Raw genomic sequence first — 26224 nt, 5'->3', positions numbered from 1 at the left:
ATCGTAGGTCGGATAAGCGTAGCGCATCCGACACCACAGACGATAAAGCCTCTGACGCATAGGCTCAGAGGCTTTTTATTGAATTATCCTCGCTTGCGCTTCCCCTCGCCGCAGTGGTATTAACTGCATATGTCTCACTTTTATGTCATGAGTTCGCTATGAGTGCCATTACCTCCGTCGCGGCAACGCTGCGCCGAATTTCTGCCGATGATAACGCCGCCATTGCCCGTGTTATCCGCAAAGTTTCCGCTGAATACGGGCTTACCGCCGATAAGGGGTATACCGTTGCCGACCCTAATCTGGACGAACTGTTCCAGGTTTACAGCCAGCCGGGCGCGGCCTACTGGGTGGTTGAGCAAAACGGTGAAGTCGTGGGCGGCGGTGGCGTTGCGCCGTTAGGATGTAGTGAACCAGGCATTTGCGAGCTGCAAAAGATGTACTTCCTGTCGAGCGCGCGCGGTCAGGGGCTGGCGAAAAAACTGGCGCTGATGGCGCTCGAACATGCCCGCGAGCAGGGTTTTAAGCAGTGCTATCTGGAGACCACAGCGTTTCTGACTGAGGCAATCCGCCTGTATGAGCATTTAGGCTTTGAGCATATCAGCGAAGCGCTGGGCTGTACCGGGCACGTGGATTGTGAAGTGCGGATGTTAAAGCCCATCTGACCTTACGCCGAGAAGCTTTAGCCGCGTTACTGCATCTCGGCTGAGAGCATCAGTCGAATAACGCCAGCCGCGCGGGCGGTTGGCAGCTTCAGCACCTGAGACCAGAGATCCTGCACTATCTCACAGGCAATCTTCTCTTTGTCGATCGCTTTAGTCGGATCGGCCATGATCTGAATATCCGGCCCATAGCGCTGTACTAACCCAGGGCTTATTGCTTGCAGATCCTGCAACGCCAGCTGTTTCTCTTCTGCCGCGACCGTATGTTTGTTCGGACCATAGGCAGCACGCATCATACTCATATCACTCGCCATACGACGGTTCATGATCGCATGCGGAACCAGACGTGCCGGGTTAATCCCCCCTTTCACTGCCGGAAACAGAAAGCGGAAGCATTCGTCATCACCGATTTTGGCCACAGCAGCGATCTGCTCAAGGTTAATTTTCATATATTCAATGACATTGGCATCTGGCGCCTGCTGTAATCTTGCCATTTGCAACTGAAGAATTTGCGGCTGTATCGCGTCGATAACCTGCTGTTCGCTACTCCCTGCTTTCTTCATCTGCGCTGCCTGGCTGATAATTTTTTGTGTCAGCTCAGGTTCCTGCTCCTTAATCACCTGAAACGCCGGATTGGAGAGCATCGCCTTTTCAAACTGCTGCTCTTCGGTCAGACCATAATCCGGGCTTTCGCGTGGGATCAGGTAGTGCACATCAAACAGATTCCACGCGATAATCGCCACCACAAAAACCACCGCGCCGGAGATCTTGCCCAGCCAGCCTTTTTTGCGAAACATGCCGACGACGATAGCAATCACCGCCCCGATATAACCTGCCAACAAAACGTGTGCCCAGTTCATTAACCATCCTTATGCCAAATCATCTCTGTTACGGGGATATATTTCCCCTTCGTGTGTTTTGATTATTACGGCAGCAGCGAGCGATTTCCAGCCACCAGATTTTGCTAACAGAAACAGGAAGGATTAAACCGCGCGGCGATGAGCACCGCGCGTCAAAGAAAGGAATTAAGCTGGCACACCGCTGTGGAAGCGGAATTCATCGTCAGGAGAGGTGATCAACGCGGCTTCTACTTCGCCAAAAAACCGCACCCGGCTACTGATATCATCGGCTGAAACCTGCTGCGCCAGCGCCAGGTAATCCTGATAGTGTCGGGCCTCGGATCGCAATAGCGACAGATAAAACGCCTGCAGATTATCATCCAGATACGGCGCCAGCGCGGCGAACCGTTCGCAGGAACGCGCCTCAATGTAAGCCCCGCAAATCAGTTTATCGATTAGCGTTAAAGGCTCATGGGTGCGTACCTCTTTGAGCATGCCTTTGGCGTAACGGCTGGCGGTAATCTTGATATAGGGAATGTTGCGGCTCATCATCGCCTCACGCACCTGCCAGAAATGATGCAGCTCTTCTTTGATCAGCAAAACCATGCTGTCGATAAGCTTGCGTCCCCACGGGTCGTCGGTTTGCGGCATCACGCTTTTGCTTATCTGTTTATTCAGCGCGATAAAATCCGGCTCATCCCCTTCTCTGAAAGCAAACGCTTCATAGGGCTTCAGCCAGTCCAGCAGCGCCTGCGATCCCTGTTTATCCGCGACATACTTACGCACCAGCAGCATCGCCGTTTGCGCCGCTTTCAGCTCACAGACGAGGTGATCGGTCAATAACAGAGGCAGATTCGCTGGGTCTCGCGCTTTATCAAGCCAGGCCTGGGGCGTTTTACAGTGCAGGAAGTTGTAGATCGGGGAAAGTATTTGCAGGTAATCCATACGTTGTCCTTGGCCTGCGGCAGCCGATGCTACCGCAGGTCAGTAGATGACTTAGTGACGCACGCCGTCATCATCTTCGTCGACGAGGTCTTCATCGTCGCCGTCTTCACCTTCTTCGCCGTTCGGGTCTTCAAAATAGGTTCCCCAACCGTCGTATTCCACATCATATTTTTCAGCCAGGTTCATCAGTTGCTCAACCTGAGCATCAATCAACTCCGCATTCAGTGCACATTCGCTCAGAATGTCACAGCAAATAACCGTGTCGCCTTCTTCCACTTCCAGCTCTTCCGGCTCGGTCACTTCATAACCCAGCTTGAAGGCTTCTACTGCCGCTTTTTCCAGGGTTTCGAAGTCATCCGCGGAAAGGTGATGCTCGATGGTGTACAGCGCATCTGGATCGCTGCCATCTTCGAGTAGCTCTTCAATAATCAAGCGCGTTTCTTCACGCTGTTCTTCCAGTAGTTCCGGGTTTGCCATGGCTCGTTCCTCATAATGTCCTGCCGATACTCTTATTGTCACATACCGCTGTCATTGCCTCCACCTTTCCAGGAAAGATTTGTTAAACAAGGTTGCAAATGAATAAACATCCATATAAATTGAATTTTAATTCAATAAATGGCCTAAGCCATGTGAGGGAACCATGTCTGCGTTTTATCAGAAACATTTTTTGAAACTGCTTGATTTCACCTCTGCTGAACTCACGTCACTGCTCCAGCTCGCCGCACAGCTGAAGGCAGATAAGAAAAACGGCACTGAAGTCGCTAAGCTCACCGGTAAAAACATCGCGCTCATCTTCGAAAAAGACTCAACCCGTACCCGTTGCTCTTTCGAAGTTGCCGCATACGATCAGGGCGCGCGCGTGACGTATCTCGGGCCAAGCGGCAGCCAGATTGGCCATAAAGAGTCGATCAAAGACACCGCCCGCGTGCTCGGCCGCATGTACGACGGTATTCAGTATCGGGGTCACGGTCAGGAGATTGTCGAGACGCTGGCGGAATATGCCGGAGTTCCGGTGTGGAACGGATTAACCAACGAGTTTCACCCCACTCAACTGCTGGCGGATCTGTTAACTATGCAGGAACACCTGCCGGGTAAAGCGTTTAATGAGATGACGCTGGTCTACACCGGTGATGCCCGCAACAATATGGGCAATTCCATGCTGGAAGCCGCCGCGTTAACCGGGCTGGATCTGCGCCTGGTCGCACCGCAGGCCTGCTGGCCGGAAGAAAGTCTGGTTGCGGAGTGCAAAGCGCTGGCGCAGAAAAACGGCGGCAATATTACGCTGACTGAAGATGTCGCCACTGGCGTGAAAGACGCGGACTTCATCTATACCGACGTCTGGGTATCAATGGGCGAAGCAAAAGAGAAGTGGGCCGAACGTATTGCGCTGCTGCGTAAGTACCAGGTTAATAGCGCGATGATGGCGTTGACCGGCAATCCGCAGGTGAAATTCCTGCACTGCCTGCCCGCGTTTCATGACGATCAAACCACGCTTGGCAAACAAATGGCACAGGAATATGGTCTGCACGGCGGAATGGAAGTGACCGATGAGGTCTTTGAATCCCCCGCCAGTATCGTATTTGATCAGGCGGAAAACCGGATGCACACCATCAAAGCGGTGATGGTGGCGACGCTGGCGAAGTGAGGGCATGGATGAAAAGAATGCCGGATGGCGATGCTGAGCATCTTATCCGGCCTACAACCGCGCTCCCGTAGGCCGGGTAAGGCGAAGCCGCCCCCGGCAAATACGCTTATGCCACCCGCATTTTCACCACGGCTTTGCGTACCAGCGCTGGAGCACCGACCGCGCACAGCGGTTTATGCACTTCGCCCGGATAAAACACCACGAAATCACCTTCGTTCAGCACCACCGTTTTCTCCTGTACCCCTTCCGGCAGGAAGGCGATATCTTTATCCGCCAGCCAGTCAGTTTCCGGCGCGCCCGCAGGCTGCGTGCTGAAGGTCATGCCTTCCTGACCTTTGAGCAGGATCTGAATATCCAGATAGCGCGCGTGATACTCGGCGCGGCGCTGTGCAAACGGCTCCGTCATATCTTCAGCAATCAGATAAAACAGACGATCGCCGTCGATGTCGTGCTTACCTTTTTCCGTCTCATCCGTCACATGCGCTTTAATGTGTTCAATCGCCTGACGCAGCTCTTCCGGCAGCCAGGCATCCAGGTTGTGAATATTGCCGACAATCATCTCAAACCCCTTAATTAAAACATCGTTTCATTTTAGTTGTTATACGAAAAAATGGTCTGCCATACTACTGCTATTTGCCGATATTTTGCGTCAACGCATGTTTATCTCATTGTTACTGTTTGGCATTCAGGGTGAATGAATATTCATGAGAATCGTTTGCGATGAATAATTTGTGCATTTTTCGCTTGATCCCATAACGGAGCTGAGTATAATCGCGGACAATTTGCCGGGAGGATGTATGGTTCAGTGTGTACGACATTTTGTCTTACCGCGTCTGAAAAAGGACGCTGGCCTGCCGTTTTTCTTTCCGTTGATCACCCATTCCGAGCCCCTCAATTGAGGGGCTTTTTTTTTGCCCAGGCGTCAGGAGATAAACATGGCTAATCCGCTCTATCAAAAACACATCATTTCCATAAACGACCTCAGCCGCGATGACCTCAATCTGGTCCTCGCAACGGCGGCGAAATTAAAAGCTAACCCACAGCCGGAGCTGTTAAAGCATAAGGTTATCGCCAGCTGCTTCTTTGAAGCCTCAACCCGCACCCGTTTATCCTTTGAAACCTCCATGCACCGCCTGGGCGCCAGCGTGGTGGGTTTCTCTGACAGCAGCAACACCTCTCTGGGCAAAAAAGGTGAAACACTGGCCGATACCATTTCCGTCATCAGCACCTATGTCGACGCCATCGTAATGCGCCATCCGCAGGAAGGCGCCGCGCGTCTGGCTACGGAGTTCTCCGGTAACGTTCCGGTACTGAACGCAGGCGACGGCTCCAACCAACATCCCACCCAAACGCTGCTGGATCTGTTCACCATTCAGGAAACTCAGGGTCGCCTGGACAATCTTCACATCGCCATGGTGGGTGACCTGAAATATGGCCGCACCGTCCATTCCCTGACCCAGGCGCTGGCGAAGTTTGAAGGTAACCGTTTCTACTTCATCGCCCCGGACGCGTTGGCCATGCCGCAATATATTCTGGATATGTTGAATGAAAAAGGTATCGCCTGGAGCCTGCACGGCACTATTGAAGAGGTGATGGCGGAGGTCGATATCCTCTACATGACCCGCGTACAAAAAGAGCGTCTGGACCCGTCCGAATACGCCAACGTGAAAGCGCAGTTTGTTCTGCGCGCCAGCGATCTGAACGGCGCCAGAGCAAACATGAAGGTACTGCATCCGCTGCCGCGTATCGATGAGATCACCACCGACGTCGACAAGACGCCACACGCCTGGTATTTCCAGCAGGCTGGCAACGGCATCTTCGCCCGCCAGGCGTTACTGGCACTGGTACTGAATAGCGAACTGGCACTGTAAGGGAGAAAAAGAGATGACACACGATAACAAACTGCAGGTTGAAGCCATCAAACGTGGCACCGTGATTGACCATATTCCCGCACAGGTTGGTTTTAAGCTGCTGACGCTGTTCAAACTGACGGAAACCGACCAACGTATCACCATCGGTCTGAACCTGCCGTCAGGCGAGATGGGCCGTAAGGACCTGATTAAAATTGAAAACACGTTCCTGACCGATGAGCAGGTAAACCAGCTCTCCCTGTACGCCCCGCAGGCAACGGTAAACCGCATTGACGATTACGACGTGGTGGGTAAATCACGTCCGAGCCTGCCTGAGCGTATCGACAACGTACTGGTTTGCCCAAACAGCAACTGTATCAGCCATGCTGAACCAGTATCTTCCAGTTTTGCAGTGAAAAAGCGCGCTGATGACATCGCACTCAAATGCAAATACTGTGAAAAAGAGTTTTCGCATTATGTGGTGCTGGCCAACTAATTGGGGTTGGTTATGAGATCCCGGCTCCCTATAATGAGCGGGAACATTCTACTACCGCTGTAATTCAGGAGAAATCATGAGCAAGACTATCGCGACGGAAAATGCACCAGCAGCAATCGGCCCATACGTTCAGGGCGTTGACCTGGGTAGCATGGTAATCACTTCCGGTCAGATCCCGGTCGATCCGAAAACCGGTGCCGTAGCGGAAGACGTGTCCGCTCAGGCACGTCAGTCGCTGGAAAACGTAAAAGCTATCGTTGAAGCAGCAGGCCTGAAAGTGGGCGACATCGTAAAAACGACCGTTTTCGTTAAAGACCTGAACGATTTCGCAACTGTAAACGCGACCTACGAAGCATTCTTCACCGAACACAACGCGACCTTCCCTGCGCGTTCTTGCGTAGAAGTTGCCCGTCTGCCGAAAGACGTGAAAATCGAGATTGAAGCGATCGCTGTTCGTCGCTAAGTCTTCTTGTGCCGGATGATGGCTTTGCCTCGTCCGGCCAATGCACGGGTCCTTTACAGGCCCGGTAAGCGCAAGCGCCACCGGGCATTTATCACATCACACCAAACAGTTTCGGAAGGAACAGCGAAATCGCCGGAATGTACGTCACGAGCATCAGCACCAGGAATAGCACGAGGTAAAACGGCAGCATCGCCTTCACCACCTGCTCTATTTTCTGTTTACTCACCGCACTGGCCACAAACAGCACCGACCCTACCGGCGGCGTAATCAGGCCGATCCCTAAGTTCACCAGCATGATCATGCCAAAATGAACCGGATCAATGCCGAGCGCGTTGGTCACCGGCAGCAGAACCGGCGTCAGAATGAGGATCAGCGGTGCCATATCCATCAGCGTACCGATCAGCAGCAGCATGATGTTAATACACATCAGGATGACGTATTTGTTGTCCGAGATGCTGGTGAAGGCTTCAGTGATACGCATCGGCAACTGCATATAGGTCATGACGGCACCGAACGCAGCGGCAAAGCCTATCAGGATCATGACGATAGTGACCGTTTTCACCGTGCGGAACATCAGCGTCGGCAGCTCAGACCATTTATAGTCACGATAGATAAACATGGTGACAAAGAAGGCCCACAGGCAGGCAATTGCCGCAGACTCCGTTGCGGTAAAGATACCTGACAGGATACCGCCCATGATGATCACAACGGTCATCAGGCCCCACAGCGTATCGACGAAAATCTTCAGCGCCTGGCGAAACGGTACACGTTCTCCTTTTGGATAACCGCGCTTGTGCGCGAACGCCACACACATCACCATCAGGCTGAGGCTTAACAGCAGCCCCGGCAGGATCCCGGCGATGAACAGCGCGGCAATCGACACCGTGCCACCGGTTGCCAGCGAGTAGATAACCGAGTTATGGCTGGGCGGCGTAAGAATCGCCTGCACCGAACCGCTGGCCGTTACCGCTGCGGCAAAGTCACGCGGATAACCTTTTTTATCCATCTCCGGGATCATTACCGAACCGATGGACGCGGTATCCGCCACGGACGATCCGGAAATAGCGCCAAAAAAGGTTGATGCCACAATATTTACCAGCGACAGTCCGCCGCGGATAAAACCAACAAAAATATAGGCAAAGTTCACCAGTCGCCGCGCAATTCCCCCTTCGGCCATAATAGCCCCGGCCAGAATAAAGAATGGGATCGCCAGCAGCGAAAACTTATTCACCCCACTGGTCAGTTGGATCATTACCGCTTCCAGCGGAATATCTATGTACCAGGCCCCAATGATGGCGCTAATGCCAACTGCGTACGCTACCGGTACCCCAATCGCCAGCATAATGCCGAGCGTAAAGACGAGAATAAATGCATCCATCTGCTTTCCTTTCTGAAATGGGGGCGGTAACTAGCTGGTCGATCCCAGCATAACAACGGGACGTTGGTACTGCGGTCCACGGAAAATCTTTTCTGCGATAAACAGCAGCGTTATGGCAGAGCCAATTGGCAACGGAAGATAGTTTTGCCCGGCGCTTAAAAGCGGGAATTCCGCCACGGGCTGGTCCCACAGTTCAAGACAGAGATTGGTTCCGTACCAGAGGATAAACAGGCTTATCGCCACCAACATAACGTCTGCGATTACCGAGCAATAACGGCGGGAAGCATCCCCCAGACGGTCAGTCACCATGCTCACCGCGATATGTGAGCCTGCACGATAGCTCACCGCCGCGCCAATAAAGGTGAATGTCACCATACAGAGAATAGCGACGGGTTCAGGCCATGACAGGGCGTTATTCAGAACATAACGCGCGAATATGCCAATGGGGATAATGGCGACCATGACCAATAATGCGATACCGGCAATCCACATTGACACCCGATAAAGAAAATCCATTACCGATGAATAGCATTCACCCATAATTATCACCTCGAATTAATCAAAAGATTCAGGCGGAGGGTTGATATCCTCCACCTGATGAATTACTTCACATCCTGAATACGTTTGATCAAATCCTGGTGGTCTTTACCGTAATTATCCCGCACTGACTGCGTGGCTTTATAGAAATAGTCCGTATCAATATCGTGGAACTGAACGCCGTTGGCTTTCATGGTCTCCAGTGATTTCGCATTATAATCATGCCAAAGTTTTCGTTGCTCTATCTGTGCTTCCTTGGCGAGTTTAATAATGAGATCCTGATCTTCTTTTTTCAACTTATCCCATTTAGCTTTCGAAAACAGAAAAAGCTCAGGAATAATAAAGTGTTTGCTCCAGGTATAGTTTTTCACGACCGGCAAATAGTTATGCGCAACAAACGTTGGCGGGTTATTTTCCGTGCCATCAATAACGCCGGTCTGCATGCCGCTAAATACTTCACTGACGCCCATGACAACGGAGTTAGCGCCCATCGCTTTCAGGGTATCCAGCGCTATCGGACTTCCTTGAACGCGGATTTTCATACCGTGTAAATCTTCCGGTTTCACCACCGGATTTTTGGTGATCAGGTTACGCGTGCCGGCATCCATCCAACCGAGAAACACCAGCCGCGATTTGGTATTGGCCGTCAGACGGTCGCCAATTTCCTGACCGATCATGCCATCGAGAACCTTATGCAGATGGTCCTCATCGCGGAAAATATATGGCAGGGTAAACACGTTAATTTCAGGGAGAATGGCGGCAACAGGCGTCATTGAGACACGAATAATATCGATAGCGCCTAATTGCGCCTGTTCAATCATCTGTTTTTCATCGCCTAACACGCCACCTGGAAAGGTTTTAATCTCCAGACGGCCGTCGGTCGCAGCGCTAAGTTTTTCCCCCATATGTTTGACAGCAACAACGTTCGGGTAATCAGCCGGATGCACATCTGCGGCGCGAAAAGTTTGTGCCAGCGTTGCATGACTCGCCAGGAATACAGACGCGCCAATACACAGACTTAACAGTTTTTTTGTCAGTTTCATTTGTCCTTCTCCAGAAGTTCATAATATCCATTAACAGGAATAGCTTGCAGAGCAAATGACTGCCGGAATTAAAAACGGGCAGCGAGAAACTTTCTTAACGACGTTACCTGCGCAGACTAACTGGTGTAACAATTTATTTCGATGACTGCGTTCACAAAAAATCGCAGATGCTTAAAATTTTTAGCACACTGTTTCATTTTTGCAATGCAGATCGTTTTATTGATACAAAAACAACGCAAAGAAGGCGATTTGATACTAATAACACCCGTTAGCATTTCAATAAAAATAAAACACTAATATTTTGGGAGAATATCTTTCGAATGAAAAAGAGAAATGCAGGATGGTATTAACACCATCCTGCAGAGACGTTGAGGATTACTGCCAGCCGTAGCGACGGCTATAAAAACCTTTCACAAGCTGGGTTAATGTCATGTAACCCGCCAGAATCGCAATCAGCCATGGGAAGTAGCTCAGCGGCAGCGCCTGCAATTGCAGGTAGCTGGCCAGCGGCGAGAACGGTAATGCAATGCCCACCACCATTACCACCAGCGTCATCAGCATCAGCGGCCATGCGGCGCGGCTCTGGATGAACGGCACGCGACGGGTACGGATCATATGCACAATCAACGTTTGCGACAGCAGGCCCACCACGAACCAGCCAGACTGGAACAACGTCTGATGTTCAGGCGTATTGGCATGGAAGACGAACCACATCAGGCAAAAGGTCAGAATATCGAAGATCGAGCTAATCGGTCCAAAGAAGATCATAAAGCGGCCCAACTCGGCAGGATTCCAGCGCTGCGGCTTTTTGATCTGCTCTTCGTCGACGTTATCAAACGGAATCGCCACCTGGGATACATCGTACAGCAGGTTCTGAATCAGTAAGTGCAGCGGTAACATCGGCAGGAACGGTAAGAAGGCGCTCGCCACCAACACGCTAAACACGTTACCGAAGTTCGAACTGGCCGTCATTTTGATGTACTTCAGCATGTTAGAGAAGGTACGGCGTCCTTCGATCACCCCTTCTTCCAGCACCATCAGGCTCTTTTCCAGCAGAATGATATCCGCCGCTTCACGTGCAATATCTACCGCGCCGTCAACGGAGATACCAATGTCCGCCGCGCGCAGCGCCGGGGCATCGTTTATACCATCGCCCATAAAGCCGACCACATGGCCTTCGCGCTTGAGCAGCGTGACAATGCGCTCTTTGTGCATTGGCGTCAGACGGGCAAACAGCGTGGTGCGCTGAGCAAGCCGAGCCAGCTCATCATCGCTTAACCCTTCAATGCTGCTACCGATAACCACATCACCCGCATCCAGGCCCACTTCATGACACACTTTCGCCGCCACCAATTCGCTATCGCCAGTGAGGATTTTCACCGTAATACCGCTGGCTTTCAGCGCTTTAAGCGCAGGTGCGGTGGTCTCTTTCGGCGGATCGAGGAACGCAATATAGCCTTCGAGGATCAGATCTGATTCATCAATACGCTGATAATCACCTTCACGCGCTGGCAGGTATTTCGTCGCCACCGCCACCACGCGCAGCCCCTGGCGGTTCAGCGTGTCCGTGACGCGTTTCACCCGACGCAGCATGTTGTCATCTAACGGGACTATCTCACCGTTGTGACGCACCTGGGTACAGACGTTGAGGATCTCCTGTAGCGCCCCTTTACAGACCAGTTGGTGTACATCGGTTTCTTCTGCCACCACTACCGACATGCGGCGACGTTCAAAATCAAACGGGATCTCATCGATTTTCTGCCAGCGAGTCGAGAGCTGGCGGGCTGATTCTTCGTCCACGCCTTCCAGCACCGCCGTATCCAGCAGATTCTTCAGCCCGGTCTGATAATGGCTGTTCAGCCACGCAGAATGCAGGACATGTTCGCTGGGCTTTCCAGAGATATCCGTATGATTCTCAAGTACAATTTTATCCTGAGTCAGGGTGCCGGTTTTATCGGTGCACAGGATATCCATCGCGCCAAAGTTCTGGATAGCGTCGAGGTGTTTAACGATAACCTTTTGTTTTGACAGCTTCACCGCCCCACGCGCCAGCGTTGAGGTGACGATCATCGGCAGCATTTCCGGTGTCAGTCCCACCGCCACAGACAGGGCAAACAGCGCCGCTTCCCACCAGTCGCCTTTAGTGTAGCCGTTGATGATAAGCACGATGGGCGCCATCACCAGCATAAAGCGGATCAGCAGCATGCTGACGCGGCTGATCCCTTTCTGGAAGGCATTCTGCTCGCTTTCCTGCTCGCTGACGCGGCCTGCCAGTTGCCCGAACCAGGTATTGGCGCCGGTTGAAATCACAATGGCCTGCGCCGTGCCGCTCACTACGTTGGTGCCCATAAAGCACAGGGTATCGCATTCCAGCGGGTTGCTTTGCTGCGGATCGCGACTGGTTGCCACTTTCTCCACCGGCAGCGATTCACCGGTCAGCGAAGCCTGGGCCACGAACAGGTCACGAGCCTGCACCACGCGCAAATCGGCTGGGATCATATCCCCTGCCGCCAGCTTGATGACATCGCCGGGAACCAACTGGTCGATCGGCAGTTCAACCCAGCCGTTCTCCCCTTTCTCGTTGATAACGCGCAGCACCGTGGCGGTGTTGCTGACCATCGCTTTCAGCGCATCAGCCGCTTTGGTGGAACGCGCCTCTTGCACAAAATTCAGCAGCGTAGAGATGACGACCATCAGGGCGATGACCCCAGCGGCAAACAGATCTTCGGTGGCATAGGAAATCGCCCCGAGAATGGTCAGCAGTATATTAAACGGGTTGCGATAGCAGACCCACAGATGCACCCACCAGGGCGACGGCTTCTGCGCCGGCAACTGGTTCTCGCCATGTATTTCGCGGGCGTTTTCGACTTCTGCGGCGTTTAAGCCTTCCGGATGAGCGCCGAACGTTTTCCACAGCGCTTCTTCGTCCATCAGCGCCATTTTCAGGCAATGTTCGCTCAGCGATGGCGGGATCGGCGTACTGGCAACGGTCTGAGCATTCGGCAATGGATCACGATGCACCAGACGATGCGGTAAATGGCGGTTTAGCCGGGCAAACAGCTGGCGGGTTATATTTTTGAACATAGGCAGTCCCTCTGCACCAGTATAAACAGGCGCAGTAAATCCTTCAGGCGTGGCAAAGCCTTGCCTGGTGGCAATATTAAAATCACAACAGGGACGTCAGAACGTCACTGTCTTACAGTTCCGGTAAGACAGTGAAAGACAAGCTTACCGGAAAGGGTTGTTTCTCCATCTCGGGAGAGGGGTGGGATCGGGATCCATATAGCCTCCGGTAAGTGAATGATTTGCGCTGCGGATTATACGCAGAAAACCATAAGGTTTGTGGCAATTATGGCGGTATGATAAACCATGGAAACTAAACCAAACATATACCAGACTTTGCCCATTGCACTGCGCTTGAGTAAAGTTATTCTCTATTTGGCATAACTTCACACGCAACATGGGAAAACAGGATGCAAAATCGGCTGACCATTAAAGACATCGCCCGCTTAAGCGGTGTGGGAAAATCAACCGTTTCCCGTGTGCTCAACAATGAAAGCGGCGTGAGTGAACGCACCCGCGAACGCGTTGAGGCGGTGATGAATCAGCACGGTTTTTCCCCTTCCCGCTCCGCACGCGCCATGCGCGGACAAAGCGACAAGGTGGTGGCGATTATCGTCACGCGTCTGGACTCGCTTTCGGAAAATCTCGCCGTGCAGACCATGTTGCCCGCCTTTTATGAACAGGGCTACGATCCGATCATGATGGAAAGCCAGTTCTCGCCCGAGCTGGTTGAAGAACATCTCGGCATGCTCAGACGCCGTAACATTGATGGCGTGGTGCTGTTCGGTTTTACCGGCATTACTGAAACCATGCTCGCCTCCTGGCAGGATTCTCTGGTGCTGCTGGCAAGAGATGCAAAAGGCTTTGCCTCCGTCTGCTATGACGATGAGGGTGCCATTCGTACCCTGATGCAGCGTTTATACGAACGCGAGCATCGCCATATTAGCTTTCTTGGTGTTCCGCATAGCGATGTGACCACTGGTAAACGCCGCCATGAGGCCTACCTGGCATTCTGTAAAAAACATAAACTGCATCCTGTGGCAGCGCTACCTGGTCTGGCCATGAAGCAGGGCTATGAACAGGCCGCCAACGTCATCACCCCGGAAACCACCGCCTTAGTCTGTGCGACGGATACCCTTGCCCTTGGCGTCAGCAAATACTTGCAGGAGCAGCGAATAGAGAACCTGCAGTTGGCAAGCGTGGGCAGCACGCCGCTGATGAAATTCCTCCATCCGGAAATTATCACCGTCGATCCAGGATACGCCGAAGCCGGGCGACAAGCGGCCTCGCAGCTGATCGAACAGATCAACGGCCGTAGCGAACCACGACAAATCGTTATTCCTTCCACCCTCTCCTGATCGCTTTCTGAGCATTAATTTGTGATCTTCGCTGCGTTTCGGGAACGTTCCCATTTTTAAAAATTCATCGAAGATATACTCTGGCGTCAACAACGAGAGAGTTGCCGAATGACGACGCAACAGCGTCTTTTCCGGTCTACGGGGAACACACACCATCATGAGCAAAATAAAACAAGCAGACATCGACCGGCTGATTGAGCTGGTTGGCGGGCGCGACAATATCGCTACGGTGAGCCACTGCATTACTCGCCTGCGTTTTGTGCTGAATCAGCCTGCGAACGCCAGGCCGAAAGAGATCGAATTGTTGCCAATGGTCAAAGGCTGCTTCACCAACGCCGGGCAATTTCAGGTGGTAATTGGCACCGAGGTGGGCGATTACTACAAAGCGCTGTTGGCGACCACCGGACAAGCCAGTGCCGACAAAGAGCAGGCAAAGAAAGCGGCGCGGCAGAACATGAAGTGGCACGAGCAGCTGATTTCTCACTTCGCGGAGATCTTCTTCCCGCTGCTGCCAGCGCTGATTAGCGGCGGCCTGATCTTAGGTTTCCGTAACGTGATCGGCGATCTGCCCATGAGTAACGGGCAGACGCTGGCGCAGATGCATCCTTCGCTGAAAACCCTCTATGACTTCCTGTGGCTGATTGGCGAAGCGATCTTCTTCTATTTGCCGGTCGGGATTTGTTGGTCGGCGGTGAAGAAAATGGGCGGTACGCCGATCCTCGGTATTGTGCTGGGCGTGACCCTGGTTTCTCCGCAACTGATGAACGCCTATTTGCTCGGTCAGCAGGTGCCGGACGTGTGGAACTTCGGCCTGTTCAGCATTGAGAAAGTGGGCTACCAGGCGCAGGTCATTCCGGCACTGTTGGCCGGGCTGGCGCTCGGGTTTATTGAAACACGCATGAAGCGCATCGTCCCGGATTACCTGTATCTGGTGATCGTCCCGGTGTGCTCGCTGATCCTTGCGGTATTCCTTGCGCATGCCTTTATCGGTCCATTTGGCCGCATGATTGGCGACGGTGTCGCGTTTGCGGTCCGTCATCTGCTGACCGGCAGCTTTGCCCCGATCGGCGCGGCGCTGTTCGGATTCCTGTACGCCCCGCTGGTGATCACCGGTGTGCATCAGACCACGCTGGCTATCGACATGCAGATGATTCAGAGCATGGGCGGCACGCCGGTATGGCCACTGATCGCCCTGTCGAATATCGCTCAGGCCTCTGCGGTGGTCGGGATCATTATCTCCAGTCGCAAACACAACGAACGTGAAATTTCCGTTCCTGCCGCGATCTCCGCTTATCTCGGGGTAACCGAACCAGCGATGTATGGGATCAACCTGAAATACCGCTTCCCGATGCTGTGCGCGATGATCGGTTCCGGTCTCGCCGGACTGCTGTGCGGCCTGAACGGTGTGCTGGCGAACGGGATTGGCGTCGGCGGTTTGCCGGGCATCCTCTCCATCCAGCCGACTTACTGGCAGGTCTTTGGCATGGCGATGGTCATTGCGATTGTCATCCCAATGGTACTGACCTCATTCGTTTACCAGCGTAAACACCGTCTGGGCACATTACAGATTGTCTAACTTTTCTTCGGGGCGCAGTTGCGCCCCAGCGTATTTCCAGGAAACAACCATGAATATTCCCCACTGGTGGCAAAACGGCGTTATCTATCAGGTTTACCCCAAGAGTTTTCAGGACACCACCGGCAGCGGCACCGGAGATTTACGCGGCGTGACGCAGCGCCTCGACTATCTGCAAAAGCTGGGCGTTGATGCCATCTGGCTGACGCCGTTCTATATTTCGCCGCAGGTTGATAACGGTTACGACGTCGCAGACTACACGTCTGTCGATCCGGCCTACGGCACGCTGGAAGACTTTGACGAACTGGTGGTACAGGCGAAAGCACGCGGCATCCGTATTATTCTCGACATGGTGTTTAACCACACCTCAACCCAGCACGCCTGGTTTCGTGAAGCGCTGGATAAAGACAGCCCGTATCGTCAGTTTTATCTCTGGCGCGACGGCACGCCAGACTGCCCGCCGAATAACTGGCGTTCCAAGTTTGGCGGCAACGCCTGGGACTGGCACGCCGAAAGCGAGCAGTACTATCTGCACCTCTTTGCTCCGGAGCAAGCCGACCTGAATTGGGAAAACCCGGCGGTCCGCGCCGAGCTAAAAAAAGTCTGCGAGTTCTGGGCCGATCGCGGCGTGGACGGACTGCGCCTCGACGTGGTGAATCTTATCTCTAAAGACCAGGACTTCCCGAACGATCCCGACGGCGATGGACGGCGTTTATATACCGACGGCCCACGCGCGCATGAATTTTTGCGTGAGATGAACCGCGATGTTTTTACCCCACGCAACCTGATGACGGTCGGCGAAATGTCATCCACCACGTTGGAACATTGCCAGCAGTACGCCGCACAAGATGGTAGCGAACTGTCGATGACCTTTAACTTCCACCACCTGAAAGTGGATTACCCCAACGGCGAGAAGTGGACGTTAGCAAAACCCGACTATATGGCGCTGAAAACCCTGTTCCGCCACTGGCAGCAGGGCATGCACAATCAGGCCTGGAACGCATTATTCTGGTGTAACCACGATCAGCCGCGCATCGTGTCGCGTTTTGGCGATGAAGGTAAATACCGCGTTCCGTCGGCCAAAATGCTGGCGATGGTGCTGCATGGCATGCAGGGCACCCCCTATATCTACCAGGGTGAAGAGATCGGTATGACCAACCCGCACTTCCGCCAGATTACCGATTATCGCGATGTGGAAAGCCATAACATGTTTGCCGCCCTGAACGGCCAGGGACGCGATGCGCAAGAGCTGCTGGCGATCCTCGCCAGTAAATCACGCGATAACAGCCGCACGCCGATGCAATGGGATGCCAGCAAACACGCGGGCTTCACCTGCGGCGAGCCGTGGATCAATCTGTGTGACAACGCGGCAGACATCAACGTGGCGGCTGCACTGAACGATACTGACTCGGTGTTCTACACCTATCAGAAGCTGATCGCATTGCGCAAAGCGGAGCCGGTTATCACCTGGGGCGACTACCAGGATCTGCTACCGGACAGCCCGCATCTGTGGTGCTATCAACGAGAGTGGCAAGGGCAGCGGCTGCTGGTCATTGCCAATCTGAGCGATACCTTCCAGAGCTGGCAGCCAGCCCAGACCGACGGAAACTGGCAGGTCCTGATGCACAACTATGCCGAGGTTGCCAGCCAACCTGGGGACATGACACTGCGTCCTTTTGAGGCCGTCTGGTGGTTGCAAAAATAGCTTGCAATTATGTTCAGGCCCGGTACGCATAGCGCTACCGGGCGTTGCTATATACGCTTAGCTTAGCTTCCTGTTTTTGTTGAATAATTAATCAGAATTTTCTGCCCACAATTTACAATCGCTGTACTGCCCGTCATCTGTACGCTCCGATTTTTACTTTGCGCTACATCAAATAAATCGTAAACATCCTTGATGCAAATCACTACATATAGAACTTAAAATGCACGCCGACCCAATATGTTGTATTAATCGACTACAATTGCTACAACTACAGTGCACCGTTTAACGGTGGAATTGTGGATAAAGTGGGTCAGTATTGCGGGAAGTCATTGGCCAGATAGATGAATAAAGCCATGGCCGCTTCTCCAACCTCTGTGGATAACCTGTTCTTATAAATATGGAGTGATCATGACACCGCATGTGATGAAACGAGATGGCTGTAAAGTGCCGTTTAAATCAGAGCGCATCAAAGAAGCCATTCTGCGTGCAGCTAAAGCAGCGGGAGTCGATGACGCAGATTACTGTGCCACCGTCGCAGAAGTCGTTAGTAGCCAGATGAATGAGCGCAGCCAGGTCGATATCAACGAGATCCAGACAGCGGTAGAAAACCAGCTGATGTCTGGTCCGTACAAACAACTCGCCCGTGCGTACATCGAATATCGCCACGACCGTGATATACAGCGTGAAAAACGTGGCCGTCTGAACCAGGAAATTCGTGGTCTGGTTGAGCAAACCAACTCTGCTCTGCTGAACGAAAACGCCAACAAAGACAGCAAAGTGATCCCGACCCAGCGCGATCTGCTGGCCGGTATCGTCGCCAAACACTATGCGCGTCAACACCTGCTGCCGCGTGATGTCGTCCAGGCGCACGAGCGTGGTGATATTCACTATCACGATCTCGACTACTCTCCGTTCTTCCCAATGTTTAACTGCATGCTGATCGACCTGAAAGGTATGCTGACGCAGGGCTTTAAGATGGGTAACGCGGAGATTGAGCCGCCAAAATCCATCTCCACCGCGACGGCCGTCACCGCGCAAATTATCGCGCAGGTTGCCAGCCATATTTATGGCGGTACCACCATTAACCGTATTGACGAAGTTCTCGCACCGTTCGTGACCGAGAGCTTTAATAAGCATCGCAAAACCGCTGAAGAGTGGCAGATCCCAGATGCCGACGGTTATGCGCATTCCCGTACCGAGAAAGAGTGCTACGACGCATTCCAGTCCCTTGAGTATGAAGTGAATACCCTGCATACCGCCAACGGTCAGACGCCGTTCGTTACCTTCGGTTTCGGCCTGGGAACCAGCTGGGAATCGCGTTTGATCCAGCAGTCCATTCTGCGTAACCGCATTGCCGGCCTGGGTAAAAATCGTAAAACCGCCGTGTTCCCGAAACTGGTGTTTGCGATTCGTGACGGTCTGAACCACAAGTTTGGCGATCCGAACTATGACATCAAGCAGCTGGCGCTGGAGTGCGCGAGCAAGCGTATGTATCCGGACATCCTGAACTACGATCAGGTGGTTAAAGTGACCGGCTCGTTCAAAACGCCGATGGGCTGCCGCAGTTTCCTGGGCGTATGGGAAAACGAGAACGGCGAACAGGTCCACGATGGCCGTAACAACCTCGGCGTTATCAGCCTTAACCTGCCGCGTATCGCGCTGGAAGCTCATGGCGATGAAGCCACCTTCTGGAAACTGCTCGACGACCGTCTGATCCTGGCGCGTAAAGCGCTGATGACCCGCATTGCACGTCTGGAAGGCGTGAAGGCCCGCGTTGCACCGATCCTGTATATGGAAGGGGCCTGCGGCGTGCGTCTGAAAGCAGACGATGACGTGTCTGAAATCTTTAAAAACGGCCGCGCGTCGATTTCTCTGGGTTACATCGGCATTCACGAAACCATCAACGCGCTGTTTGGCGACAAACACTTGTACGACAGCGAGCAGCTTCGCGCTAAAGCTATCGCCATTGTGGAACGTCTGCGTCAGGCGGTCGATCAGTGGAAAGACGAAACCGGCTACGGCTTTAGTCTGTACAGTACGCCAAGTGAAAACCTGTGCGATCGTTTCTGCCGTCTGGATACCGCCGAGTTTGGCGTGGTACCGGGTGTTACCGACAAAGGTTACTACACCAACAGCTTCCACCTCGACGTGGAGAAAAAGGTTAACCCGTACGACAAGATCGATTTTGAAGCGCCGTACCCGCCGCTGGCGAACGGAGGCTTCATTTGCTACGGCGAGTACCCGAACATTCAGCACAACCTGAAAGCACTGGAAGACGTCTGGGATTACAGCTATCAGCACGTGCCGTATTACGGGACCAACACGCCAATCGATGAATGCTACGAGTGCGGCTTTACCGGTGAGTTCGAGTGCACCAGCAAAGGCTTTACCTGCCCGAAATGTGGTAACCACGACGCCGCACGCGTGTCGGTCACCCGCCGCGTATGCGGTTATTTAGGCAGCCCGGACGCTCGTCCGTTTAACGCCGGTAAGCAGGAAGAAGTGAAGCGCCGCGTTAAGCATTTAGGTAATGGGCAGATAGGTTAATTTCCGTTTGCAAAGGTCGCAGGCCTGATAAGACGCAGTCGCGTCGTCATCAGGCATCACAATGTTGCCGGATGCGGTGCAAGCACCTTATCCGGCCTACATGCTTTCTGGACACCCGCTATGCGCTACCATCAATACTATCCCGTCGATATCGTTAACGGCCCCGGTACTCGCTGCACCCTGTTTGTGTCGGGATGCGTGCATGAATGCCCTGGCTGCTATAACAAAAGCACCTGGCGACTCAATTCCGGCCAGCCGTTTACCAAAGAGATGGAAGACAAGATCATTGCCGATCTGAACGACACGCGAATCCCTCGCCAGGGTATTTCGCTGTCCGGCGGCGATCCGCTGCATCCGCAAAACGTGCCGGATATCCTGCAACTGGTACAGCGTATTCACGCTGAGTGTCCGGGGAAAGATATCTGGGTGTGGACCGGCTACAAGCTTGATGAACTCAACGCCGCACAAATGCAGGTGGTGGATCTCATCAACGTGCTGGTCGATGGTAAATTTGTGCAGGATCTTAAAGACCCGGCACTGATCTGGCGCGGCAGCAGCAACCAGGTTGTACATCATTTGCGTTAATCGCTAAAGCCGTTTGTTTGCATCGTGATAAACGGCTGAATGTTCTCGCTTACCTACCGCGGCAACAAACACGACCACAACCTCATCCCGAACCTGGTACACCAGACGGTACCCGGACGATTTAAGCTTAATTTTCTAGCAGTCAGGAAGACCATTTAAACGGGCAGAGTCAATTCCGGGGTTCAACAACACATCGGCCAACTTCTTCTTAAACTGAGCCTTCACCGTATCACCCAGTTTATGCCACTCTTTTAAGGCTCTCGGGTCGAATTCCAGTTCATAAGTCATCCAGACTAACCTTGATTCCCTTTTGCGGACTGGCAAGTCTTTCCCGGACTGTCTGAATGAGTGCATCTTCACTGTCGCTAAGGGTGACGGTTTTCACCGGCATGCGCCCCGTTTCCGCGACGTACTGAAACAGTAATCGCACAGCTTCCGTTGGAGTAATATTCAGTTTTTCCAGCACGGCATAAGCCTCATTTTTGAGTTTGTCATCCAGACGGACGTTCAGCGTGGCCATTATGCCTCCAGTAAAATCGAATATGTAATGCAGTTTAGCATTACATTCGCATTACATCGAATTCTGGATAACGCCTCTCAAAAACGGCTCACACACTCCATCGCAACCGCTTTGAACTCGGTGAAATTGCGACACGCACAGAGTCGCGTCATCGCGCGTTCGCGCAGGAAGGTGACGAAGATATCGTAGATAGCCATCGCCTCTTCATATTCACTCTTGCTGATGGCGAGCAAAAAGATCACGTGGGCCGTTTCATCGCCCCAGGCGATACCCTGTGGGGCGAGGATGGTGTAGACCACCGTTTTCTTTGCCAGCAGACCAAGGGCGTGCGGCAAGGCAATGCTGTCACCCAACATGGTGCTGACGATGGCCTCACGCTCAACCACCGAATCAAGAAACTCCGCGTCGACAAAACCTTCATCCTGCAACTGACGGCATAAGGTTTTGAACAACGTTTGTTGATCCATTGGCTCGTCAATCACACGAAAATGGGCGGCATCGAAGAATTTGTTCAACATCCACGGACGGGTTCTGTCGACCAGCACCAGTTTACCAATCTGTTCCAGCTGATAATCGGTAGGGAACGGCGCAATCATCACCACCGGTTTATCTTTTTCACCAATCCGCGCGGTAGAGATGACAAAATCTTCGCTGATGCTTTCCCGCTGTTCGTAGTCGCGAAGCGTTACGGTATCGACGATCTCTATCTGCGGATACTTACGCGCCAGTACCGCTTCAATCATCCGCGCCATCGCATTTCCGGCATCGCATACCAGCAGAACCTTCGGCTGTCTCTGGTAACCGATGTTGTAACTACGCTCCAGCCCGACGCCAATATGCAGCACAAGGAAGCCAATCTCATTTTCACTGATGGTGTACGGCGTATATTTTCCCCATCCCGAGACGGCGGCCAGCGTCATGTCCCACGCCATGGGGTAGTGCTGTTTAATATTTTCCAGCAGCGGATTGGGGATCATTATCTGGTAACGCACCCGGGTGATCATCGTCTTAATATGCGTCAGCAGGTCAGCATGTAACTGTTTGTCATTCAACAGGTTGTAGTTGTACTGGCTGTTGATAAAACGCAGGATGTAATTGACCAACGCTTCATCATCATCCGCATTGATAGCACTGGGCGCGATCTCTTGTACCTGGCGGGCAGCAATATGCACCTGTAGCCAGTTTTCTTCGGAAACGGAAAGCGGTTTGTCTGCCAGGCGGTGCAATACCGCCGCGATTTCCCGCGTGGCCAGGCACACCGATTGATCGGCCTCTTCTGCGGCAAAATCCGGGAGTGGATATCCTTCGCTAATCCGCCGTACCGCCACCGCGCAGTACAAGCGTAAAAACAGCTCGCCCTCATCGGTCAGACGAATATGGAAACGGGCAAAAATGTCCTGCAAAACGGGTTGCAACTGTTCAGGGAGCCCCGCATTCAGCGCTTCTTGCGTCACTAACGGATGCTGCGGATCCTGCTGCGCCAGCGTCCACAGCAGATCGGTCAAACAGGCGCGGATCGCCATTTCGCTGCCGAACAGCTTCATGCCGTGACGGGGACGCGTTTCCAGCGTCAGATGATAACGTTGCAGATGCTCGCGCACCTCAGCCATATCGTTTTGCAGCGTCGCGCGGCTGATAAACCATTCATCAGCCAAATCTTCCAGCTTCAGCGAGAAAGCCGATGTCAGAAAACGCACCACCAGCCAGTGTATCCGTTCCTGGCTGGTGCGTGGGATGCGCAGCAACGTATTGGGCTGCTGCGTTTGCAGGGTGTGAAAGCTTGCCGGGTCGTCAATTTTGAGCTGATAACCATTACCCCGGCTGAGGACAAACTGTGCGCCGTACTGGGTGAGCAGCGCGTTTAGCGCGGTGATATCCGCCCGTACGGTGCGTGTGGAAACCGACAACCGCTGCGCCAGCTCGTCCTGCGGAAGCGCTTCGTTTTGCAACATGTCAAACAGCTGTGCTAAACGTTGGTTGGGGAATCGCACGTCAGTTTCCTCATCAGTCAGTTAGCCTACGCAGGCCCGGGTCATCGCCATCAGCTGGCGTACGTCGTCCGGACGAGTGTTACCACTCACCTTATCAATAATCGAACTATAGATGTGAGGAATGATTTTACTCACTCCGGCATCGAGGGCAATTTGCAGGATTTCAGTGAAATTATCCAGATCGATACCGCCGGTTGGCTCCAGCCAGAAGTCATGACGGGCGCAGGCCTGCGCGACCGCAATGTACTCGTCACGGCATTGCAGGCCGCCCATCGGGAAGTATTTAATTGAGCTACCGCCCATGTCTTTGAGCAGCGCAATCGCGGTTTCTACCGGTACAATACCGTCCGGCGTCTGGCTGCTCAACGGACCTGTGGAGATTTTCACCTTGCCCGGCGTGCCGGTTGGCGAGACCAGACCGTTGACCACTGTCTCCTGCTGGCCCAGCAGCGCGCGACTGGTGGCCACGCCGGTAAAGACCTGATTAACATGCTGGGGCTGCACCTGACGGGAGATTTCACTGACCATCGCCGACTGGTTAGGATCGCCCGCCCCCAGCCCCACGGAGAGCGCATTGTCGATAAGGGCCGCGTATTCACGCATATCCGCTACCGCGCTTGCGACATCCGGGTAATTTTTTGACAACACGCCAACCAGCACGTGTCCTTCCGCCGCCGCGTAAATATCCCGGGCATTTTCTTTGGAGCCTGCCAGCACGTTCAGGCAGACGCGGTCGCGATAAAAGTTAGGGGTCAGTTTCATGCGTTTTTCTCCTGCGAAATCACTTCACCAATTCGACGGGCCACAATCTCCAGCTGCGCGCGATCGACGCTGCGCACATCAGCTTCGATAATGCCTTCGTTGGCTTTGTAACCACGGAAGTAAATCGCGTACTCCCCCTGTTTCAGCGCGTCGACCAGTTCCCCCGTGGCGATCCCGGTTACCGCTTCATCAAACTTAATTTCCGTGCGGGCGATGTCACGCCCTGCACTATCCCACACCACACGGGCGCTCACGCCGTTAAGCTGGTTCAAGGCATTAATGAACGGCGTCATTTTCTCGACCATCTCCGCGCCGCTCTCTTTCTGCGCGTTCAAATACAGTTCGATGGCGCAGGTCAGTCCAAGAATTCCCTCTTTGCCCACCTTCATCGCCCGGCCAATTCCCGCCGTCTGGCGCTTCACCCACTCAACGTACTGGGTTTTACCTATCACCAGACCGCTGGTTGGTCCTTCTATCGCCTTGGCGCCACTATAAATCACCAGATCTGCACCAACCCGGTAATAGCACTGCAAATCCTCTTCCGCCGCCGCGTCCACGATCAGCGGCAGATTATGCGTACGCGCCACCACCGCGGCCTGCTCCACGCTGAGCATACTTTTCTGGACGCAATGGTGAGATTTGATATACAGAATGGCCGCCGTACGCGGTGTAATGGCCGCCGCCAGCTGCGCCGCGGAACATTCGTTGGCATAACCGGCTTCCACTAACTTGCCGCCGCCAAGCGCCACCATGGTGCCTACCGGAGCGCCAAAGTTGACGTTGTGACCTCTGGGCAGCACGATTTCGTTGTTTTCAATGGGCGTGACGTGCAGGTTCTCCAGCAGCCAGTCGCTATCTTTAACCAATACGCCAGCCACCGACAGGGCGATCCCGGCCGAGGCGCAAGAGACAACCGTTGCCCCTTCCACTTCCAGTAATTTCGCGATGTAGTCGCCTGTTTTATTGACCAGGTCTTTCATCTCGAAATATTGGTTCATCCCCGCCATCGCGGCTTCAACCACTTCTGGTCGCGGCGTGGAAACGCCGAGCGCCGTCATGCGGCCGGAGGTATTAATCACCTGTTTTAAATCGTATTTCTCAAAAATCGAAGGCATGTTCCGCGCTCCCTTGTTCGGTCATATAGCCCTTGCCCGCACGTATTGCGGCAAGCGGCACCAGCAGTTGTTCAGCCTGCAGGCTGTCGTTTTCTGCATCTACCAGCACGGTTGGCTGGCGCTTAAGCGTAAAGAGGGTTAAATCGGCATCCAGACCGACCTGCAGCCGCCCCTTCTGTTTCAGGCGCAGACCATCGGCGGCATTGGCGGTAACGCATTCAATGACCTGCGGAAGCGACATCCCAATGGCGAGGAATTTCGACATCACATTCGCCAGGGAATGTACCGGGCCGCTGATACGGTTGCGGCAATAAATATCGGAGCTGATGGTGTGCGGCAAAATGCCCAGGCCGATCGCGCGTTTTGCCACCGCAAAGCTCAGGCTGGCGGTGCCATGCCCAACGTCCAGACGCACGCCACGTGAAATCGCCCGCGTCACTGACGCCCGCAGCTCGCCTTGCGGCGTCAGAATGCGATTCGGCTTACCGTTGTAACAGTGGGTAATGATGTCACCCGCGCTCAGGCGCTCAGCGATATCATCGAGATTCGGCGGGTTGTTGCCGATATGCACCATCAGCGGCAGGTCGCCGTTCTGTGCTTGCATCGCTTTGGCGCGATCCAGCGGCGTGATGCCATTTTCACCGACTACGCTGCTGCTCATACGTGCCTTCAGACCGACGATAAAATCAGGGTGGCGTTTCACCGCCTCTCGCACCGCATCAGCGTCAATATTGGCCATGTTGGCCAGCTCGTTCTGGGCGATAAGCCCCACGCGGGAGATATTCAGCAACGCGTACACTTCGGTCGCAGCTTCCCGGGTCAGGGTGTAAAAATCGTCGATGTCATCCGCCCCGGTGCTGCCCGCATCCACCACGGTAGTGACGCCGGTCGCAATACCGACGCTATCCGGCTGGTCGTGATAAATCGGGGATTTCGGGTAGCAATGAACGTGGGAGTCAATCCAGCCTGCGCTGACGTAGCACTCACCGCCCAGCTCGATGGTTTTCAGCGCCGGACCATCAACGTCACCCAACGCCGCGATCTTGCCGTCTTTGAGCGCAATATCGCTCACCGTATCGTCAACGAGGCACGCACGGCGCAGGAGTAAATCAAACATGTCTCTCTCCTGTTGAAATGGGGGCGGTCGTGT

The 26224-nt window shown here is 53.5% G+C and carries 27 protein-coding genes and 1 pseudogene; 13 read left to right on the top strand and 15 right to left on the bottom strand.

All coding sequences use genetic code 11. From position 1 onward, the window contains the following. Positions 1–158: 158 nt before the first annotated feature. Positions 159–662 carry a GNAT family N-acetyltransferase gene (locus tag OGX94_RS05840; RefSeq protein WP_257662255.1) on the top strand — a complete coding sequence of 168 codons (504 nt, stop codon included), beginning with the start codon at positions 159–161 and terminating at the stop codon, positions 660–662. A 26-nt stretch (positions 663–688) separates the two neighbouring features. Here OGX94_RS05840 and OGX94_RS05835 read toward each other — a convergent pair whose 3' ends face one another. The 3 genes from OGX94_RS05835 to rraB form a co-directional block, all read right to left on the bottom strand. Then, on the bottom strand, positions 689–1519 hold the full coding sequence (locus OGX94_RS05835) for a topoisomerase II (RefSeq protein ID WP_257662254.1): 831 nt from the start codon (positions 1517–1519) through the stop codon (positions 689–691). A 165-nt stretch (positions 1520–1684) separates the two neighbouring features. After that, positions 1685–2443, bottom strand: a complete 759-nt coding sequence (gene miaE, locus OGX94_RS05830) for a tRNA isopentenyl-2-thiomethyl-A-37 hydroxylase MiaE (protein ID WP_257662253.1) — start codon at positions 2441–2443, stop codon at positions 1685–1687. A gap of 51 nt (positions 2444–2494) precedes the next feature. Further along, positions 2495–2920, bottom strand: coding sequence for a ribonuclease E inhibitor RraB (rraB, locus tag OGX94_RS05825; RefSeq protein WP_003025845.1), 426 nt, complete (start codon positions 2918–2920; stop codon positions 2495–2497). A 98-nt stretch (positions 2921–3018) separates the two neighbouring features. Between rraB and argL the strand changes: the two genes are divergently transcribed. Further along, positions 3019–3114 carry a putative translational regulatory protein ArgL gene (gene argL / locus OGX94_RS24935; RefSeq protein ID WP_370867251.1) on the top strand — a complete coding sequence of 32 codons (96 nt, stop codon included), beginning with the start codon at positions 3019–3021 and terminating at the stop codon, positions 3112–3114. Then, entirely contained in the window at positions 3084–4088 is a 1005-nt protein-coding gene (gene argF / locus OGX94_RS05820; protein ID WP_003830265.1) for an ornithine carbamoyltransferase, read from the top strand. The genes argL and argF overlap by 31 nt, the downstream gene beginning before the upstream one ends. A 106-nt stretch (positions 4089–4194) precedes the next feature. On the opposite strand, the gene OGX94_RS05815 is transcribed toward argF, so the two are convergent. Beyond that, positions 4195–4647 (bottom strand): YhcH/YjgK/YiaL family protein, encoded by a 453-nt coding sequence (locus OGX94_RS05815; RefSeq protein ID WP_048215052.1) that lies wholly within the window; start codon positions 4645–4647, stop codon positions 4195–4197. Positions 4648–4885: 238 nt separating this feature from the next. On the opposite strand from OGX94_RS05815, the gene pyrL reads away from it, so the two are divergent. The 5 genes from pyrL (at position 4886) to ridA (ending at position 6897) form a co-directional block, all read left to right on the top strand. Then, the gene (gene pyrL, locus OGX94_RS05810; RefSeq protein WP_003025819.1) at positions 4886–4987 is read left to right on the top strand and encodes a pyr operon leader peptide; all 102 of its coding nucleotides are present in this window, start codon (positions 4886–4888) and stop codon (positions 4985–4987) included. After that, positions 4968–5021, top strand: coding sequence for a pyrBI operon leader peptide (locus OGX94_RS24800; protein WP_106875647.1), 54 nt, complete (start codon positions 4968–4970; stop codon positions 5019–5021). The genes pyrL and OGX94_RS24800 overlap by 20 nt, the downstream gene beginning before the upstream one ends. A 2-nt stretch (positions 5022–5023) precedes the next feature. Then, a complete protein-coding gene (gene pyrB, locus OGX94_RS05805) occupies positions 5024–5959 on the top strand; it encodes an aspartate carbamoyltransferase (RefSeq protein ID WP_003025818.1) in 936 nt (311 codons plus the stop codon). A 13-nt stretch (positions 5960–5972) separates the two neighbouring features. Then, the gene (gene pyrI / locus OGX94_RS05800) at positions 5973–6434 is read left to right on the top strand and encodes an aspartate carbamoyltransferase regulatory subunit (RefSeq protein WP_003025816.1); all 462 of its coding nucleotides are present in this window, start codon (positions 5973–5975) and stop codon (positions 6432–6434) included. A 76-nt stretch (positions 6435–6510) separates the two neighbouring features. Next, complete coding sequence (gene ridA, locus OGX94_RS05795) at positions 6511–6897, top strand: 2-iminobutanoate/2-iminopropanoate deaminase (RefSeq protein WP_000047544.1); 387 nt, start codon at positions 6511–6513, stop codon at positions 6895–6897. 91 nt (positions 6898–6988) lie between these two features. Here the strand turns inward: ridA and OGX94_RS05790 are convergent, their stop codons facing one another. From OGX94_RS05790 to mgtL, 5 genes are all read right to left on the bottom strand, one after another. Next, entirely contained in the window at positions 6989–8275 is a 1287-nt protein-coding gene (locus OGX94_RS05790) for a TRAP transporter large permease (RefSeq protein WP_257662252.1), read from the bottom strand. 30 nt (positions 8276–8305) lie between these two features. After that, positions 8306–8815 carry a TRAP transporter small permease gene (locus tag OGX94_RS05785; protein ID WP_043018240.1) on the bottom strand — a complete coding sequence of 170 codons (510 nt, stop codon included), beginning with the start codon at positions 8813–8815 and terminating at the stop codon, positions 8306–8308. Between the two features lie 62 nt (positions 8816–8877). Beyond that, positions 8878–9855 (bottom strand): TRAP transporter substrate-binding protein, encoded by a 978-nt coding sequence (locus OGX94_RS05780; protein WP_257662251.1) that lies wholly within the window; start codon positions 9853–9855, stop codon positions 8878–8880. Positions 9856–10230: 375 nt separating this feature from the next. Continuing rightward, positions 10231–12939 carry a magnesium-translocating P-type ATPase gene (gene mgtA, locus OGX94_RS05775; protein WP_197385335.1) on the bottom strand — a complete coding sequence of 903 codons (2709 nt, stop codon included), beginning with the start codon at positions 12937–12939 and terminating at the stop codon, positions 10231–10233. Positions 12940–13083: 144 nt separating this feature from the next. Continuing rightward, positions 13084–13137 (bottom strand): mgtA regulatory leader peptide MgtL, encoded by a 54-nt coding sequence (gene mgtL, locus OGX94_RS24795; RefSeq protein WP_223240846.1) that lies wholly within the window; start codon positions 13135–13137, stop codon positions 13084–13086. 191 nt (positions 13138–13328) lie between these two features. On the opposite strand from mgtL, the gene treR reads away from it, so the two are divergent. The 5 genes from treR (at position 13329) to nrdG (ending at position 20686) form a co-directional block, all read left to right on the top strand. Next, positions 13329–14276, top strand: coding sequence for a trehalose operon repressor TreR (gene treR, locus OGX94_RS05770; protein WP_003830358.1), 948 nt, complete (start codon positions 13329–13331; stop codon positions 14274–14276). Positions 14277–14433: 157 nt separating this feature from the next. Beyond that, on the top strand, positions 14434–15852 hold the full coding sequence (treB, locus tag OGX94_RS05765; protein WP_048215055.1) for a PTS trehalose transporter subunit IIBC: 1419 nt from the start codon (positions 14434–14436) through the stop codon (positions 15850–15852). Positions 15853–15901: 49 nt separating this feature from the next. Next, complete coding sequence (treC, locus tag OGX94_RS05760; protein WP_257662250.1) at positions 15902–17554, top strand: alpha,alpha-phosphotrehalase; 1653 nt, start codon at positions 15902–15904, stop codon at positions 17552–17554. 408 nt (positions 17555–17962) lie between these two features. Beyond that, the gene (gene nrdD / locus OGX94_RS05755; protein ID WP_003830363.1) at positions 17963–20101 is read left to right on the top strand and encodes an anaerobic ribonucleoside-triphosphate reductase; all 2139 of its coding nucleotides are present in this window, start codon (positions 17963–17965) and stop codon (positions 20099–20101) included. Between the two features lie 120 nt (positions 20102–20221). Continuing rightward, the gene (nrdG, locus tag OGX94_RS05750) at positions 20222–20686 is read left to right on the top strand and encodes an anaerobic ribonucleoside-triphosphate reductase-activating protein (RefSeq protein ID WP_048227187.1); all 465 of its coding nucleotides are present in this window, start codon (positions 20222–20224) and stop codon (positions 20684–20686) included. A gap of 3 nt (positions 20687–20689) precedes the next feature. Here nrdG and OGX94_RS05745 read toward each other — a convergent pair. The 6 genes and pseudogenes from OGX94_RS05745 to OGX94_RS05720 form a co-directional block, all read right to left on the bottom strand. Beyond that, a pseudogene (locus tag OGX94_RS05745) lies at positions 20690–20974 on the bottom strand (type II toxin-antitoxin system RelE family toxin). Further along, positions 20964–21206, bottom strand: a complete 243-nt coding sequence (locus OGX94_RS05740; RefSeq protein WP_003830370.1) for a type II toxin-antitoxin system RelB/DinJ family antitoxin — start codon at positions 21204–21206, stop codon at positions 20964–20966. Before OGX94_RS05740 ends, OGX94_RS05745 begins: the two are co-directional and overlap by 11 nt. A gap of 77 nt (positions 21207–21283) precedes the next feature. Continuing rightward, positions 21284–23197, bottom strand: a complete 1914-nt coding sequence (locus tag OGX94_RS05735; protein ID WP_003830372.1) for a BglG family transcription antiterminator — start codon at positions 23195–23197, stop codon at positions 21284–21286. A gap of 21 nt (positions 23198–23218) precedes the next feature. After that, positions 23219–23959, bottom strand: a complete 741-nt coding sequence (gene dagF, locus OGX94_RS05730; protein WP_257662249.1) for a 2-dehydro-3-deoxy-phosphogluconate aldolase — start codon at positions 23957–23959, stop codon at positions 23219–23221. Then, positions 23956–25074, bottom strand: coding sequence for a DgaE family pyridoxal phosphate-dependent ammonia lyase (locus OGX94_RS05725; RefSeq protein ID WP_032942188.1), 1119 nt, complete (start codon positions 25072–25074; stop codon positions 23956–23958). Before OGX94_RS05725 ends, dagF begins: the two co-directional genes overlap by 4 nt. Further along, positions 25058–26191: an amidohydrolase/deacetylase family metallohydrolase gene (locus tag OGX94_RS05720; protein ID WP_257662248.1), complete on the bottom strand. Its 1134-nt coding sequence runs from the start codon at positions 26189–26191 to the stop codon at positions 25058–25060. Before OGX94_RS05720 ends, OGX94_RS05725 begins: the two co-directional genes overlap by 17 nt. Positions 26192–26224: the final 33 nt, after the last annotated feature.

It is taken from the genome of Citrobacter sp. Cpo037 (assembly GCF_030332945.1).
GTDB lineage: Bacteria > Pseudomonadota > Gammaproteobacteria > Enterobacterales > Enterobacteriaceae > Citrobacter > Citrobacter portucalensis.
The sequence above is the reverse complement of the archived record's forward strand: the minus strand, read 5'-3'. Positions and strand labels throughout refer to the sequence as shown.